The organism is Amycolatopsis roodepoortensis, from assembly GCF_014873915.1.
Classification (GTDB): Bacteria; Actinomycetota; Actinomycetes; order Mycobacteriales; family Pseudonocardiaceae; genus Amycolatopsis; species Amycolatopsis roodepoortensis.
In genome coordinates, this window is sequence record NZ_JADBEJ010000004.1 from 324054 (window position 1) to 337678 (window position 13625).

The following is a 13625-nucleotide window of genomic DNA, read 5'->3' on the forward strand; positions in this document are numbered from 1 at the left end:
TGCGGACATGAACGTAGACCGGTTCACGACAGCGCGCAAGTACCCTTAGGGGGTATCAGTGTCGCGATCATCACAGGTTCCGTTTTCATGGCAAAACCCGTTGCACGACAAAGAGTCGTCACGTAGAACATCGAAGACTTCACCAGACGATCGCCTGGGCGAGCCGCGCTCTTGGTCAACGCAGAACCATCGACGCTGGACACATACCCCCTACGGGTATAAAGTTCCCGTGACCTACCGCCAGTACGAGGAGGAGCTGTGCAGCGTCTCAAGTCGCTTGATCCGGCCGACGCGCCGGCGAAGTCCGCCGAGTTGCTCGGCGACATCGTCGAACGGCGTGGCTCGGTGGGCCCGATGGTCTCCGCGATGGCCAACTCCCCCGCGCTCCTTCAGGGCTACCTCGACTTCTCGCGCGCCATGAAGCGGGTCAAGATCCCGCGGCCGCTGAGCGAAAAGATCTCGCTCGCACTGCAGGAGTGGATCGGTTGCGCGTTGTGCCTGGACGCGCACACCCGCGCCGCACTGAAAACCGGGCTCACCGAGGCCGACGTCGCCCTGGCCAGGCAGGGCACCTCCACAGATCGGCGCGAGGCCGCGCTGATCGCGTATGCCGTGCGAGTTCTCGCCGAACCGGCGTCCCTCGGCGATGAAGACATCGCCGAGTTGCGTGAACACGGCTGGAGCGATCAGATCATCGCCGACACGGTGGGACTGGTGTCGCTCAACCTGCTGACCGGTTCCTTCAATCTCGTCGCAGGACTCGAACCCACACCTGCCGATCAGTCCACAAAGGAGAAACACAACCATGTCGGTTGAGCACGACCACTCGCACCACGAACACCACCAGCACCACGGTGACCACAGTGGACATGCGGGGAACGGGGGCCATGAACACCACCAGCAGGGCAAGGTCTCCTGGGGTATGGCGGCGTCGGCCACCCTGCACTGCCTCACCGGCTGCGCCATCGGCGAAGTGCTCGGCATGGTGATCGGCACCGCGCTGGACTGGGGCAACGTCGCCACCATCGTGCTCGCCGTCGCGCTGGCGTTCGTCTTCGGCTACGCCCTGACCATGCGCGGCGTGCTCCGTGCGGGCGTCGGCTTCAAGCAGGCCCTCAAGGTCGCCCTCGCCGCCGACACCGTCTCGATCATCGTCATGGAGATCATCGACAACGCGGTGATGCTCGTCGTCCCCGGCGCGATGGAAGCCGGACTCGCCAGCGGGCTTTTCTGGGGCGCGCTCGCCTTCGCGCTGCTCGTCGCCTTCCTGCTCACGACACCGGTGAACAAGTGGCTCATCGGCCGCGGCTCCGGGCACGCGGTGGTGCACGCCTACCACCACTAAGGTGTCCACAATGGAGATCACTTATTACGGCCGCGACGACTGGCCGCTCTACGCGGTCTCCCTCGGTTCCGGGCCACCCCTTGTGCTTCTGCACGGGGGTGGCCCTGATCATCACAGCCTCATCCCGCTGTCCGAGCGGCTGGCGGACCGGCACACGATCATCCTCCCCGACGTGCGCGGATACGGCCGATCGGCCTGCACCGACCCGGCTCGGCACACCTGGACCCAGTACTCCGACGACGTCGCGGCGCTACTCGATCACCTCGGTTTCCAGCGCGCCGTAGTCGGTGGAACCGGGCTCGGGGCCACCATCACCCAGCGCACCTGCCTCGAACACTCCGGCCGCGTCCGCGCCGCCATCCTGATCAGCGTCGAAGACATCGAAGACGACGAAGCGAAGCAAGCCGAGATCGCGTTCATGGACGCCTTCGCCGAACGTGTCCGGACCGACGGCATCGAAGCGGCGTGGGCACCGGTCCTGCCCGAGCTCGCTCCCATCATCGGCACGCTCGTACGTGACGCCATCCCGCGCTCCGACCCCGCGAGCATCGCTGCTGCGGCCGCCATCGGCCACGATCGCTCGTTCCGCTCCGTCGACGAACTCGCCGCGATCACCACGCCCACCTTGGTCTTCCCGGGCATGGACCAGCGACATCCGACCGAGCTGGCGGAGAACGCCGCTCATGTCCTGCCCAACGGCCGTCTCGCGCCACTCTCCCTGTCGGACACGCTGCGCACCGCCGAAGACCTCGCCGACGCGTTCGCTCCAGCCATTCGCCGGTTCCTCGCCGAGCACCACCTCTACTAGGTGACATAGTGGTTCACGGGTTTATACCCACACCTCGGGTACCCGAAGGTTGCCACGTGTTTCGCGAGGAAAGGAATCGTCATGACGCAGGCAGCCGAGATGCTCCGCACCTACCCGGCGGATCTAGGCAACGTGAACCGGGAAGCGCTGGCCAGGTGCATAGAAGCGTGCTTCGAGTGCGCCCAAACTTGTACGGCGTGCGCGGACGCATGTCTCAGCGAAAAGAGTGTCGCCGAGTTGGTCAAGTGCGTGCGCACGAATCTCGATTGCGCGGACATCTGCGCGACCACGGGACGGGTCTTGTCCCGGCACACGGGCTACGACGCGAATCTGACGCGGGCCATCCTCGAGGGGTGTGCCGCCGCATGCAAAACGTGCGGTGACGAGTGCCAGGGACACGCGAGCATGCACGAACACTGCCGCGTATGCGCCGAAGCGTGCCGCCGCTGCGAACAGGCCTGCCGTGAACTGATCAATACCCTGAGCTGAGCACGCTCACGGCCCAGGGCCGACAAAGAGGCGCTCGCGCGGCACCGGAAGTGCCGCGCGAGCGCCTCGTCTCGAGCAAGGAGTCAGTTCGCCGTGCTGCGGAATCCCTTGAGCCGCAGGCTGTTCGTCACCACGAAGACCGAGCTGAACGCCATCGCGGCGCCGGCAATCATCGGGTTGAGCAGCCCCGCCGCGGCCAGTGGCAGCGCCGCGACGTTGTAGGCGAAGGCCCAGAACAGGTTCCCCTTGATGGTGCGCAGCGTCCGCCGCGAGAGCCGGATCGCGTCCACCGCCGCCCGCAGATCACCGCGGACGAGGGTCAGGTCCGACGCCTCGATGGCGACGTCCGTGCCGGTGCCCATGGCCAGCCCGAGGTCGGCCTGCGCCAGCGCGGCCGCGTCGTTGACACCGTCGCCCACCATCGCGACCACCTTGCCCTCGCCCTGCAGCCGCTTGACCACGTCCACCTTGTCCTTGGGCAGGACCTCCGCGATCACCTCGGTGATCCCGACCTCAGCGGCCACCGCACGGGCCACGGCCTCGTTGTCCCCGGTCAGCAGGACCGGGGTCAGGCCGAGCGCCCGCAACTGCGTGATCGCTTCGGCGGAGGTCGGCTTCACGGTGTCCGCCACCACCAGGACCGCGCGAGCCTTCCCGTCCCAGCCGACGACGACCGCTGTCCGGCCGAGTTCCTCTTCGGCGGCCTTCGCCTTGGCGAGGTCCTCAGGCAGGTGGTGCGCCCACTCTTCCAGCAGCGCGGTCCGACCGACCAGCACCGCCTTGCCATCGACGATCCCCTGCACACCGAGGCCTTCGACATTCGTGAAGTCCTCGACGGACGGGAGGTCGCCGACCCGGTCCCGCGCTCCGGCCACGATGGCTTGCGCGATGGGGTGCTCAGAAGCGTTCTCCAGGGCACCTGCGAGCCGTACCGCTTCTTCGGTGTCGACACCCTCGGCGACGTGGACCTCGACGAGCGCCATCCGACCTGTGGTGACCGTGCCGGTCTTGTCCAGCACGACGGTGTCGACCGCGCGAGTGGATTCCAGCACTTCCGGGCCCTTGATCAGGATCCCGAGCTGCGCACCCCGTCCGGTGCCGACCAGCAACGCGGTCGGGGTGGCCAGGCCGAGGGCGCACGGGCAGGCGATGATCAGCACGGCCACCGCGGCGGTGAACGCGGCCGACGCCGTGCCGCCCGCCCCGAGCCAGAAGGCCAGGGTGCCGACGGCGAGCGCGATCACGATCGGTACAAAGACCGCCGACACGCGGTCCGCCAGCCGTTGGACCTGCGCCTTGCCGGTCTGCGCGTCCTCCACCAGCTTCGCCATCTGCGCCAGCTGCGTGTCCGCGCCGACCCGCGTCGCACGGACGACGAGCCGCCCGCCCGCGTTGACCGTCGCGCCGACCACCGAGTCACCCGGCGCGACTTCCACCGGGACGCTTTCACCGGTCAGCATGCTCGCGTCCACCGCGGAACTACCCTCGGTGATCACACCGTCGGTGGCGACCTTCTCCCCCGGCCGCACGACGAACAGATCGCCGACAGCCAGCTGATCGACCGGGATCCGTTCTTCCTTGCCTTCGCGGAGAACGGCGACGTCCTTCGCCCCGAGCTCAAGCAGCGCCCGCAGCGCGGCACCGGCCCGGCGCTTGGACCGCGCCTCGAAGTACCGTCCGGCGAGGATGAACGTCGTCACCCCGGCGGCGACCTCGAGATAGATGTTGCCATCGCCGGCCATCCGCTCCACGGTCAGCTCGAAGGCGTGCGTCATCCCCGGCGTTCCCGCGCTGCCGAACAGCAAGGCGTACAGCGACCACAGGAACGCCGCCAGCGTGCCCATCGAGATCAGGGTGTCCATGGTGGCGGCGCCGTGGCGCAGGTTCGCCCACGCCGCCTTGTGGAACGGCCACGCCGCCCACACCAGCACCGGCGCGGCCAGCGTCAGCGAGATCCACTGCCAGTAGGTGAACTGGAACGCCGGCACCATCGCCAGCAGGATCACCGGCACCGACAGCACCGCGGACCCGATCAGCCGCTGCCGCAACGGCGCGACCGGATCAGCCTCCTCACGAGGCTCATCCGAGCCGGCCGGCTTCTCCGGGGCGGGCACGGCGGCCGAGTATCCGGCCGCCTCCACCTGCTCGATCAACCGCTGCGGCTCGACGCCGACCGGGAAGGTGACTTTGGCCTTCTCGGTGGCGTAGTTGACGGTCGCCGTGACGCCATCGAGCTTGTTCAGCTTCTTCTCGATGCGCATCGCGCACGACGCGCAGGTCATCCCGGTGATCGCGAGTTCGACTTCGGTTGTCCGCGTCTGGTCCACGTCGGATGTCATCGTGCTCACTCCTTTTCGACGCTCGCGTCAGCCGTGTCCGCCGTGGCCGTCATCGGCCGGAGGTGGGGTTGGGTTCTGGGTTGTCGAGGGGGCCGGGGCCGGGGCGGGTGTGTCTGTGGTGGCGACGGTGAACTCGGCGGTGCGGACCTTGCCCTCGTGCTGGAAGTCCAGGAACAGCCGATAAGTGCCGTTCGACGGGACTTCGGCGAAGAAGGTCACCGCGGGGCCGGGCTTCGTGCGGCCGTCACCAGGCTCGCCGTCCGGGTGGACGTGCAGGTACGCGAGATCGCCACCGCGCAACGCCACCAAATGCCCGTAAGCGCCCAGGTACGGCTGCAGATCGGTCACGTCACGGCCGTCCTCGGTCACCGTCAGCGTCACCTTCGACGACTTGCCCGGCGTCAGGTCCCCGTCCAGGCGCACCTGGTAACCATCGACATTCGCGACACGTGACGGCTGGTACTCGACGGGCTTGAACTCCCCCGCCGCGGCGACGTCGACACCCAAGGTCGTGGCGCTCCCCCCGGTCGGCTTGAAGTCCGCGAAGACGCGGTACGAACCCGCCTGCGGCAGGGCCAGCGGCACCGTCCAGACGCCGTCCGCCCCCAGTTCGGGATGGATGTGCTGGAAACCCGCCGTGTCACGGCGGACGACGATGAGATGCATCCGCTTCTCGTGCTCGACGTCGTAGCCGGTGACCGGCGCGCCGTCGGGCCCGAGAATCTTGAAGGAGAAGGGCTGGTTCGTCCCCGGCGTGAGCGTCGTGGTGGTGGGCGTGAGGGTGTAGCCGCCCCTGGACGACGCGAGCCCGCCGGGCTCGTCGGTCGGCGCCGCCTCCGCGACGGTGCCGCTGTGAGCGTCCCCATGCCCGGCGTCCTCGCCGCCGGGAAGGCCGGCAGCGCCGGCGAAAGGACCGACAGCGGTGCCGACCGCCCAGGCGCCACCGGCGACCAAGGCGAGCGCCACACCGTAGGCGGAGAGCTTCGCAACTGTGTTCATCGTGAGTCCCTTGTGCGGGCCGTGCCCGCGGTCAAGGAGCCGAACCGCGAATCAGGCGGTCAGCTCGTATCCGGCTTCTTCGACGGCCGCGCGCACGTCCGCGACCGCGGGTTCCTCCGCGCTGACGACGGTCACCGCGCCGGTCGGCAGGTCGACACGGACATCCGTGACGCCGCTGATCTTCCCGACCTCTTCGGTGACCGAGCTGACGCAGTGGCCGCAGGTCATGCCGGTGACGGTGTAGGTGGTCTCGCTCATCGTGGTTCTCCTCCGGATTCGTCGCGCTGCTTCAGGAACGGACGAGGCGGGCGATGACGTCGCTCGCCTCCTGGATCTTCTCGTCGGCTTCGGCGCCGCCCTTGGCGATGGCATCGGACACGCAGTGCCGCAGGTGTTCGTCCATCAACCCCAGCGACACCGACTGCAACGCCTTCGTGGCCGCCGACACCTGCGTCAGGATGTCGATGCAGTACTTGTCCTCCTCGACCATCCGCTGCAGACCCCGGATCTGCCCCTCGATCCGCCGCAACCGGGTCACGTATTCATCCTTGCCTTGCGTGTATCCGTGCATCTCGACCTCCTGACGACGACTCTACATACCCTAGGGGGGTAGGGCAAGCGCGATACCCCCGTGACGTATGCCACCCCACTTTGGTCACACCACCTCTACGAAGCCTCGAAACCCGCCTGTGCGTGCGACTCCCGGGCGGGCATGATGGGGGGGGAAGTACGCGAATCCCGACTCGAGGAGTGAGCGTGGCCGATCACGGCGACGACAAGGAGCGCCACCTCAAACGTCTACGGCGCGTCGAGGGGCAGATCCGGGGCCTGCAGAAGATGATCGAAGAGGACAAATACTGCATCGACGTCCTCACCCAGGTCTCCGCGGCGACCCGCGCCCTGCAATCGTTCTCCCTCGAACTCCTCGAGCGGCACATGGCAGGCTGCGTCGTCGAAGCCGCCGCGAAAGGCGGCCCCGAGGCGGACAAGAAGATCCGGGAAGCCTCCGAAGCGATCGCACGCCTGGTGCGCTCCTGACGTCTGCATCACGAAGAGCGGGCGGATGACCTTCAGGTCATCCGCCCGCTTCTAGTCCGCCTCAACGACTGCCCTGGTCGCCGCGAACCCGGTCCGGACATGGGCGCCGTCACAGAACGGCTTCTTCGCCGAACGCCCGCACCGGCACAGCAACTGAGTGCGGCCGGTCAGTTCGTATTCCTCGCCATCGTGGTCGACCAGCCGAACGGGCCCTTTCACCTGATACGGCCCGTTGTTCACGACCTTGATGACGACAGCCGGTTCAGTTCCGCTCTCCTCGGCCATCGCCTTCAGCCGACCACCTCGTAGCCCGCCTCTTTGACCGCGGACCGCACCAGATCCGCGTCGACCGGCCCCTCGCTCACGACGGTCACCTCGCCGGTCGCGACATCCGCGTCCACGTCACTGACGCCGGCGACACCGTTCACCGCCGTCGTCACCTTGTTCATGCAGCCCGAGCAGGTCATGCCCTTGACCGTGTACACGGTGGTGTCCATCAGCTTTCACCCTTCGGTTCGACAACTTGTTCCGCGGCGATCCCTTCGCCGTCACACCGCCACACTAACATTACCCCCGTAGGGTATGCAAAGAAGGCGTTGTCCTTGTCCCACAACAAGGATCGACCTCCCGAGCTTCTCGCCGACGACGAGCAACGTCTCACCCCACAGGTTCTGCGGTCATTTCCCACGAACAGGGACGCATGCCGGACCGTGTCCGACGGAGAAATCTGCTGCGCACGGCGGAACCACGACCTCGGCCAAGCCTCTAAAATGCGCTGGTGACCGCGGCGACTGAACTTCCCTCGACGGTGCATGCCGCCCGTGGTGCTGTTCTGGCCGTCGCAGCCGCAGCCCTTGGCATGACGGCTCAGGTCCTCGGCGACGGCACGGTTCCGAATGCCGGGATGGCCCTTCTCATCGGCGGCTTGGCCGGTTCGGCCGGTATCGCCGTGGCCGACCGCTGCCGAGGCGTCGTCGCGGCGGTCGGCGCGCTGACGGCGGCGCAGCTCATCCTGCACGCCGTTCTGCTGGTGCCTTCACGCGTGACTCATTCGCATGTCGCGCCCGTCCTCACCGGGCTGAACCCGATCGTCGAGTTCAGCTCACACGTACTGGTGATCGTGTTGCTCGGGGTCCTGCTCACCCAAGCCGATACGGCCGTGCGGGCGCTATGCGGACTCGTATGGCGAACGCTGCGCTGGGTTACGGCGTCACCCACTCCGCCACGTGTCTTGTCTTGGACCCCCCTCACTCGTGCGGTCGCGCCGAGTACCGCGACCGAAGTCCTTCTCCGTCGTTCACAGCCACGTCGCGGGCCACCAGCCACTCGCTGAAGTACTCCCTGCACCGTCGCTGCCACCAGCGCGCCTGCACCTATGCCGATCCGGATCGCAGTGTTCGAGCCTCCGCTCCACGCCCCCGCATTGGCCACACCCAGTCTCAACGAAAGGTTTCTCCATGCCCGGCAAACCAGACCCTGCCGACACGATCCGAAGACACGTCCCCACCTTCATCACCCGAGGCAAGCGGTTCGCCGTCACGGCAGAGGACATTCTCCAGCGCGCCTTGGTGGCAACTGGGCTCCGCCAGCCCGAATCGAGGATCTCCGCCGACGCCCAGAACTATTGGCGCCAGCCCTCCGGCCCCCGCTGGTCCGCCGACTCGCATTGGCGGGACTCATCGGCGTTTCGTGGCAACGACCTGTGGCAGAAGATCGGCCGGGAACACCTCGCCCTGTTCGAGGCAGGTGCTCGCATGACGGAGTTCGCCCGCCCCTGGAAGCGCGTCGTCGAATGGGGATGTGGCGGCGGCGCCAATGCCGTGCGCTTCGCTCCCCGTGCCGGTGAGTTCATCGGCGTCGACATCTCCACAGAGTCGCTCGCCGAATGCGGCAAGCAGGTCGCGAACGCCTGCGACACCCCGTTCCTGCCGGTGATCATCGAGGTGGCGGAGCCGGAAGCCGCGCTCGGCAAGATCGACGGCGAATGCGACGTGTTCCTGTCCTTCTACGTCTTCGAACTGATACCGACCCCGGAATACGGTGAGCGACTGCTACGCATCGCTCACGAACTCCTCGCACCGGGCGGGCTGGCCCTGATCCAGATCAAGTACGACGCCGGCACCTGGCGCACCAGACCTCGACGACGGTCCTACGCGAGAGGCCTGGCGGACATGACGACCTACCGGGTCGAGGAGTTCTGGCAGATCGCGGCCCGCTGCGGTTTCACCCCGGAAGCGGTTCATCTCGTCCCGCGAAACGAACTCGACGAACGCTACGCGTATTTCTTCCTGTCCAAGAGGTGAACTCAGGTGCGGTCCATCGCGGGCAACGCGATGGACCGCACCTGGTCATCAAGGACGCGTGGCCGCGGCAAGGAACAGCGGAATAGCCACGAACAGGCGTCCGACGTCGGCCCGGCGTGCTTGGTCGGCGATCCAGGTGTCGGCTTGGTCGCGATCGATGGCGCCGACAGCGCAGGCGGACTCGGCGAACCCGGTCAGCATCGGCAGCATCAGCCCATCGGTGAAGATCGCGGTCCGCACCTCGATCGTGACATCGGCGAACCCGCAGTCCAGCAAGAGATTGCGGTAGCGACGAGCGGCCCGTGGGCTCGGAACGCTCCCAGCGCGGGCATGGACGATCGTCCGCGTCAGCTCGGGGTCGCCGGAATCAATGACGAAGGTGTCCCAATCCTGGCCGATGAGCACGATCCGACCGCCAGGAGCCAACACCCGCCGCGCTTCGGCCACAGCGGCAGCGGGATCAGGGACGGCGTGGAACACCTTGTCCGCCCGGTATCCCGCCACCGAACCGTCGACCAGCGGTAACTCGCCGGCGGTGCCGAGACGGAACTCCTGTTCGGACCAGCGCCGACGGGCGACGGCGATCATCTGCGGATCCGGATCGATGCCGACCGCACGCATACCTCGGTCGCCGAGCTCGGCGACCGCGCGACCCGCGCCACACCCGGCATCGACAACCGCCTGTCCAGGAGCCAGAGCGAGGAGGTCGTAGGTGTCGGAGCGCAACTCGGCGGCGCCGGGCAGGTTGTCGACGACGTCCAGCATCCGGATCAGGGACTCGGTCGCGTCATCAGGCTGGGTGGTCTCGGGCTGTGTGCTCGTGTCGTTGGACATGGCCGCCATGCTGCGACTTAATGGTGACATGAAGTCAAGCACCGCGGATTTGAGCATCGGCGAGGTCGCACAACGGTTCGGGCTGGCCACCCACGTGCTGCGGCACTGGGAATCGATGGGCCTGCTCGCCCCCGCCAGAGCCACCGCGTCCCGCCGCCGCTACGGCTCCGACGACATCTACCGGGTCGCGGTGATCCTCCGGGCCAAGGAGGCCGGGTTCGGCCTGGAGGACATCCGCGAGCTGTTCGACGCACGAGACCCGGCCGCCCGCACCGGGCTCCTGCGCCGACATCGCACCGAGCTGGCTGCGCGGATCGCCGCGGCGCAGACGTCCCTGGAGCTGATCGACTGCGCCCTGGACTGCGACCACGAAGACATCGTCAGCTGCCCGCATTTCCAGGCTGCTGTGACTGCCCGGATCAACCCGCCATCAGCGCCGAACGCCCTGACCTGAAGCGCTCCGGTCGTTCGTGCGCTCGGAGCGGCCACGCACCTCGGCCACACTGGCCAGAGTACTGGGAAATCTGGGGCGCCATCGCTGCCCTTGGCGACCCGATGATCTCCGGACGGCGACCTCAGACGGTGCGGACGCAGGCGCACTGCCCTGCCACGAGCGTGCCCTCCGCGGCCTTCGCGGCTTCCGGCGTGGCGACCGCGGCGCGGCCTCCGACCTCGGCCTTCCCGATGCGTGGCCAGACCGCCAGTGCCGTGATGGCTCCGATCGCCGCCAGGCCCGCCAGCACGGTCCACGCGGTCGTGAAGCCCGCGTTCGTGGCGACCCAGCCCGCGATGGGATAGGTGACCAGCCAGGCCAGATGGGACAGCGAGAACTGGGCGGCGAAGACCTCGGGAATGCCGGCGGGATCGACCGTCCGGCGAAGCACCCGGCCGGTCGGCGTGATGATCAGCGCCATCCCGCCGCCGATCGCCACCCAGATCACCCCGGTCGGAAGTGTCGCGGCGACGCCCGCCGCGGACATCGTCACCGCCGCGCCTGCCGCGAGTACCAGTACCGCGGCACCGGTCAGCATCACGGACCGGTCCGCCACCCGGTCCAGGACACGCGGGAGGACGACGGCGACCAGCAGCGTCCCCATACCGGACGCGGCCAGCATCCAGGCCACGTCGGATTGGGTTCCGTCGAGAACGTCGCGGACGTAGTTCACGGTGTTGACGACCACGATGGAGCCGACGGAGGCGACCACGAGGTTCAGTGCCATGACACCGCGCAGACTCGGAGTGGCCGCGAAAGTGCGGATCCCCGACATGACCCGGTCCCAGGCGTTCGTGTGCGAACTGGGGCGCGCGTTGGGGATGCGCGTGGACAGCACCAGCAGCGCGGACACCGCGAACCCGACGGAGGTGCCGAGGAACAGCAGGTCGAACGACATGAAGGTCAGCGCAACAGCCGCGAGCACGGGGCTCAACAGGCTCTCCATGGTGGAGGCCACCTGTGATGCCGACAGGGCGCGGGTGTAGTCGGCCTCCTTGGTCACGATGTCGGGGATGACCGCCTGAAAGGTCGGGGTGAACGCCGCCGACGCGGTCTGGAGCACGCCGATGAGGACGTAGGTCTGCCACACCTCGGTGACGAACGGCAAGGCGATCACCACCAGCGCGCGCACCACGTCGAGGATGGTGAGGAACAAGCGCCTCGGCAGCCGATCGACGTAGGCGGCCGCGAGCGGTGCGACGACGACGTAGGCGACCATCTTGATCGTCAGCGCGGTGGCGAGAACCGCACCGGCACGCGGACCCGCGAGCCCGTACGCGAGCAGCCCCAGTGCGACGGTGGCCAAACCGGTGCCGAACAACGCGATGATCTGCGCGCTGAACAGCCGCCGGTAGTCGCGTATCGCGAACAATCCCATGTCCGTCTCCTTTCAGGCAGCTCCGAGATACCCCCTGCGGGTATCTACAGCGCACTGTTTATACGGGCGGGGGGTATGAGTCAAGAGCCGATCGGCGCTCAGGCCACAAATACCCCCTAGGGGTAGTGAGGGCTGAAACACATTGATCTTCGATCGCATCGGTGACACTGTTCCTGGCATTGGACAAGACACCCCCCTGGGGTATGCGGAAGGGAATCACGATGAACACGGGAACGCACCACGCTCACCACGCACACGGCCACCACGGACACGGCGGCGCGGGCGCCGTCGCGGAGGGGTTGCAGATCGCCAAGGACGGCTACGTCCTCGTTCCGGAGACACTTCGGCTGACGGCCGGGGAGGAGGTCGACTACCGGTTCCGGATTCTCGGGAAGGACGGCGCTCCGCTGACCGCCTTCGCCGAGACCCACGAGAAGAAGATCCATCTGATCGTCGCCCGCCGGGACCTCACCGGGTTCTGGCACCTGCACCCCGCCGAGCTGGGCGACGGTGTTTGGACGGCCCGGCTGAACCTGCCGGAGGCGGGTGAGTACCGGGTGTTCACGGACTTCTGGCCGGAGGGCGCGGACAAGGGACTCACGCTCGGCGCGGACCTGGCCGTGGCGGGCACCTACGAGCCGCGCCCGGTGCCGGAGCAGGCCGCCGTCTTCGAGGTCGACGGCTACGAGATCGGCATCAAGGGTGACCTGCGGCCCGAGGAAACCAACCAGCTGGTGCTCGCGGTGCACCGCGACGGTGAACCGGTCACGGATCTGCAGCCCTACCTCGGCGCCTACGGGCACCTTGTCACGCTGCGGCTGGGCGACCTCGCATACGTCCACGTCCACCCCGACGGCGCCCCCGGCGACGGCGAGACGCAGCCGGGCCCGGAGATCGCCTTCCAGGCCCACGTTCCCGGCCCGGGAACCTACCGGCTGTTCCTGGACTTCAAACACGAGGACGTGGTCCACACCGCCCAGTTCACCGTCGTCGCCGAGTAGCCCGCAGGGGTACGGCATGTTCTGTTGCCGCATTTGTCGACGCCGGTCCGTTTCCGCAGATGCCGTGGGCCGGTTCGGTCAGTGGTGATTCGTCGAACCGTCTCCGCTGAGCAGGTCCACGCCGACGACCTCGCCGCGGCGACCGAAGGCGAGCCATGCCTGCCCCCAGCCGTGCGCAGCGCCCCCTGGTCACCGTTCTGGCGGCTGGGGCTGCTGCGCACGTCGCCCGGCTGGCACGACGCCCTCACCGAATCACCGTCTGTCGAATGTTGCGCCCGGATCAGGGGCGGGTGAGGTCCGGCGCTGTCCCTGCTGCCCACGCCCGCTCCTGCGGCGGCGCGGGGCCACTGCGGGAGCGGGCGTGGCGGCATTCACGCGGTCTTCCCATAGCGGTAAGCACTCCTCCGTTGAACACCGGAAAGTTTCCCGCACGCCCATTAGCACCAGCCGACGTTCCACCGGTCGATTTGGTATGACATGCCACCTCCCCAGAGAGTTGCCCAGATCTGAAGCCCACCGAAGTCGTGTATGTCGTATAGACCCTGCCCTTTGTTAGCAAACCGAAGGATCACACCGTGGTACCACAGCGGCGTGTTGT

18 protein-coding genes are annotated in these 13625 nt (G+C 67.5%); 10 read left to right on the forward strand and 8 right to left on the reverse strand.

Annotated elements, in window-relative coordinates; translation table 11 throughout:
• Window positions 1-258 precede the first annotated feature (258 nt).
• From H4W30_RS12060 to H4W30_RS44840, 4 genes are all read left to right on the forward strand, one after another.
• Window positions 259-816, forward strand: a complete 558-nt coding sequence (locus tag H4W30_RS12060) for a carboxymuconolactone decarboxylase family protein (protein WP_192742928.1) — start codon at window positions 259-261, stop codon at window positions 814-816.
• Entirely contained in the window at window positions 806-1345 is a 540-nt protein-coding gene (locus H4W30_RS12065; RefSeq protein WP_192742929.1) for a DUF4396 domain-containing protein, read from the forward strand. Before H4W30_RS12060 ends, H4W30_RS12065 begins: the two co-directional genes overlap by 11 nt.
• A gap of 10 nt (window positions 1346-1355) precedes the next feature.
• Window positions 1356-2153, forward strand: coding sequence for an alpha/beta fold hydrolase (locus H4W30_RS12070; RefSeq protein ID WP_192742930.1), 798 nt, complete (start codon window positions 1356-1358; stop codon window positions 2151-2153).
• Window positions 2154-2558: 405 nt separating this feature from the next.
• Window positions 2559-2642 (forward strand): four-helix bundle copper-binding protein, encoded by an 84-nt coding sequence (locus tag H4W30_RS44840; RefSeq protein WP_455423572.1) that lies wholly within the window; start codon window positions 2559-2561, stop codon window positions 2640-2642.
• Between the two features lie 83 nt (window positions 2643-2725).
• Here H4W30_RS44840 and H4W30_RS12080 read toward each other — a convergent pair whose 3' ends face one another.
• Genes H4W30_RS12080 through H4W30_RS12095 form a run of 4 tightly spaced genes read right to left on the reverse strand, consistent with a single transcriptional unit; the run spans window position 2726 to window position 6551 of the window.
• Window positions 2726-4981, reverse strand: coding sequence for a heavy metal translocating P-type ATPase (locus tag H4W30_RS12080; RefSeq protein WP_192742932.1), 2256 nt, complete (start codon window positions 4979-4981; stop codon window positions 2726-2728).
• Window positions 4982-5008: 27 nt separating this feature from the next.
• On the reverse strand, window positions 5009-5980 hold the full coding sequence (locus tag H4W30_RS12085; protein ID WP_192742933.1) for a hypothetical protein: 972 nt from the start codon (window positions 5978-5980) through the stop codon (window positions 5009-5011).
• 51 nt (window positions 5981-6031) lie between these two features.
• Window positions 6032-6238: a heavy-metal-associated domain-containing protein gene (locus tag H4W30_RS12090; protein WP_192742934.1), complete on the reverse strand. Its 207-nt coding sequence runs from the start codon at window positions 6236-6238 to the stop codon at window positions 6032-6034.
• A gap of 31 nt (window positions 6239-6269) precedes the next feature.
• Window positions 6270-6551, reverse strand: a complete 282-nt coding sequence (locus H4W30_RS12095; protein ID WP_192742935.1) for a metal-sensitive transcriptional regulator — start codon at window positions 6549-6551, stop codon at window positions 6270-6272.
• Between the two features lie 185 nt (window positions 6552-6736).
• Here H4W30_RS12095 and H4W30_RS12100 point away from each other — a divergent pair, with 185 nt between their 5' ends.
• Entirely contained in the window at window positions 6737-7018 is a 282-nt protein-coding gene (locus H4W30_RS12100) for a metal-sensitive transcriptional regulator (protein WP_192742936.1), read from the forward strand.
• Window positions 7019-7069: 51 nt separating this feature from the next.
• Here H4W30_RS12100 and H4W30_RS12105 read toward each other — a convergent pair whose 3' ends face one another.
• Both H4W30_RS12105 and H4W30_RS12110 read right to left on the reverse strand, forming a co-directional pair.
• Window positions 7070-7303 (reverse strand): CDGSH iron-sulfur domain-containing protein, encoded by a 234-nt coding sequence (locus H4W30_RS12105; protein WP_192742937.1) that lies wholly within the window; start codon window positions 7301-7303, stop codon window positions 7070-7072.
• Between the two features lie 5 nt (window positions 7304-7308).
• Window positions 7309-7515 carry a heavy-metal-associated domain-containing protein gene (locus H4W30_RS12110; RefSeq protein WP_192742938.1) on the reverse strand — a complete coding sequence of 69 codons (207 nt, stop codon included), beginning with the start codon at window positions 7513-7515 and terminating at the stop codon, window positions 7309-7311.
• A 281-nt stretch (window positions 7516-7796) separates the two neighbouring features.
• Here H4W30_RS12110 and H4W30_RS12115 point away from each other — a divergent pair, with 281 nt between their 5' ends.
• The gene (locus tag H4W30_RS12115; RefSeq protein WP_192742939.1) at window positions 7797-8351 is read left to right on the forward strand and encodes a hypothetical protein; all 555 of its coding nucleotides are present in this window, start codon (window positions 7797-7799) and stop codon (window positions 8349-8351) included.
• 124 nt (window positions 8352-8475) lie between these two features.
• Window positions 8476-9321 (forward strand): class I SAM-dependent methyltransferase, encoded by an 846-nt coding sequence (locus H4W30_RS12120; RefSeq protein WP_192742940.1) that lies wholly within the window; start codon window positions 8476-8478, stop codon window positions 9319-9321.
• A 48-nt stretch (window positions 9322-9369) separates the two neighbouring features.
• Here H4W30_RS12120 and H4W30_RS12125 read toward each other — a convergent pair whose 3' ends face one another.
• On the reverse strand, window positions 9370-10212 hold the full coding sequence (locus H4W30_RS12125; protein ID WP_318780592.1) for a methyltransferase domain-containing protein: 843 nt from the start codon (window positions 10210-10212) through the stop codon (window positions 9370-9372).
• On the opposite strand from H4W30_RS12125, the gene H4W30_RS12130 reads away from it, so the two are divergent.
• Window positions 10184-10609: a helix-turn-helix domain-containing protein gene (locus H4W30_RS12130; protein WP_192742941.1), complete on the forward strand. Its 426-nt coding sequence runs from the start codon at window positions 10184-10186 to the stop codon at window positions 10607-10609. The two genes, H4W30_RS12125 and H4W30_RS12130, sit on opposite strands and share 29 nt — an antisense overlap.
• A gap of 121 nt (window positions 10610-10730) precedes the next feature.
• On the opposite strand, the gene H4W30_RS12135 is transcribed toward H4W30_RS12130, so the two are convergent.
• Complete coding sequence (locus H4W30_RS12135) at window positions 10731-12026, reverse strand: MFS transporter (protein ID WP_192742942.1); 1296 nt, start codon at window positions 12024-12026, stop codon at window positions 10731-10733.
• Window positions 12027-12247: 221 nt separating this feature from the next.
• On the opposite strand from H4W30_RS12135, the gene H4W30_RS12140 reads away from it, so the two are divergent.
• Together H4W30_RS12140 and H4W30_RS12145 are read left to right on the forward strand one after the other, a co-directional pair.
• Window positions 12248-13027, forward strand: a complete 780-nt coding sequence (locus H4W30_RS12140; protein ID WP_192742943.1) for a hypothetical protein — start codon at window positions 12248-12250, stop codon at window positions 13025-13027.
• Window positions 13028-13108: 81 nt separating this feature from the next.
• On the forward strand, window positions 13109-13321 hold the full coding sequence (locus H4W30_RS12145; protein WP_192742944.1) for a hypothetical protein: 213 nt from the start codon (window positions 13109-13111) through the stop codon (window positions 13319-13321).
• Window positions 13322-13625: the final 304 nt, after the last annotated feature.

Bases quoted from the DNA above. Each gene is read 5' to 3' on its own strand.
- H4W30_RS12065 (WP_192742929.1), top strand. From the start codon at position 806: ATGTCGGTTGAGCACGACCACTCGCACCACGAACACCACCAGCACCAC.
- H4W30_RS12070 (WP_192742930.1), top strand. From the start codon at position 1,356: ATGGAGATCACTTATTACGGCCGCGACGACTGGCCGCTCTACGCGGTC.
- H4W30_RS44840 (WP_455423572.1), top strand. From the start codon at position 2,559: ATGCACGAACACTGCCGCGTATGCGCCGAAGCGTGCCGCCGCTGCGAA.
- H4W30_RS12080 (WP_192742932.1), bottom strand. From the start codon at position 4,981: ATGACATCCGACGTGGACCAGACGCGGACAACCGAAGTCGAACTCGCG.
- H4W30_RS12085 (WP_192742933.1), bottom strand. From the start codon at position 5,980: ATGAACACAGTTGCGAAGCTCTCCGCCTACGGTGTGGCGCTCGCCTTG.
- H4W30_RS12090 (WP_192742934.1), bottom strand. From the start codon at position 6,238: ATGAGCGAGACCACCTACACCGTCACCGGCATGACCTGCGGCCACTGC.
- H4W30_RS12095 (WP_192742935.1), bottom strand. From the start codon at position 6,551: ATGCACGGATACACGCAAGGCAAGGATGAATACGTGACCCGGTTGCGG.
- H4W30_RS12105 (WP_192742937.1), bottom strand. From the start codon at position 7,303: ATGGCCGAGGAGAGCGGAACTGAACCGGCTGTCGTCATCAAGGTCGTG.
- H4W30_RS12110 (WP_192742938.1), bottom strand. From the start codon at position 7,515: ATGGACACCACCGTGTACACGGTCAAGGGCATGACCTGCTCGGGCTGC.
- H4W30_RS12120 (WP_192742940.1), top strand. From the start codon at position 8,476: ATGCCCGGCAAACCAGACCCTGCCGACACGATCCGAAGACACGTCCCC.
- H4W30_RS12130 (WP_192742941.1), top strand. From the start codon at position 10,184: ATGAAGTCAAGCACCGCGGATTTGAGCATCGGCGAGGTCGCACAACGG.
- H4W30_RS12125 (WP_318780592.1), bottom strand. From the start codon at position 10,212: ATGCTCAAATCCGCGGTGCTTGACTTCATGTCACCATTAAGTCGCAGC.
- H4W30_RS12135 (WP_192742942.1), bottom strand. From the start codon at position 12,026: ATGGGATTGTTCGCGATACGCGACTACCGGCGGCTGTTCAGCGCGCAG.
- H4W30_RS12140 (WP_192742943.1), top strand. From the start codon at position 12,248: ATGAACACGGGAACGCACCACGCTCACCACGCACACGGCCACCACGGA.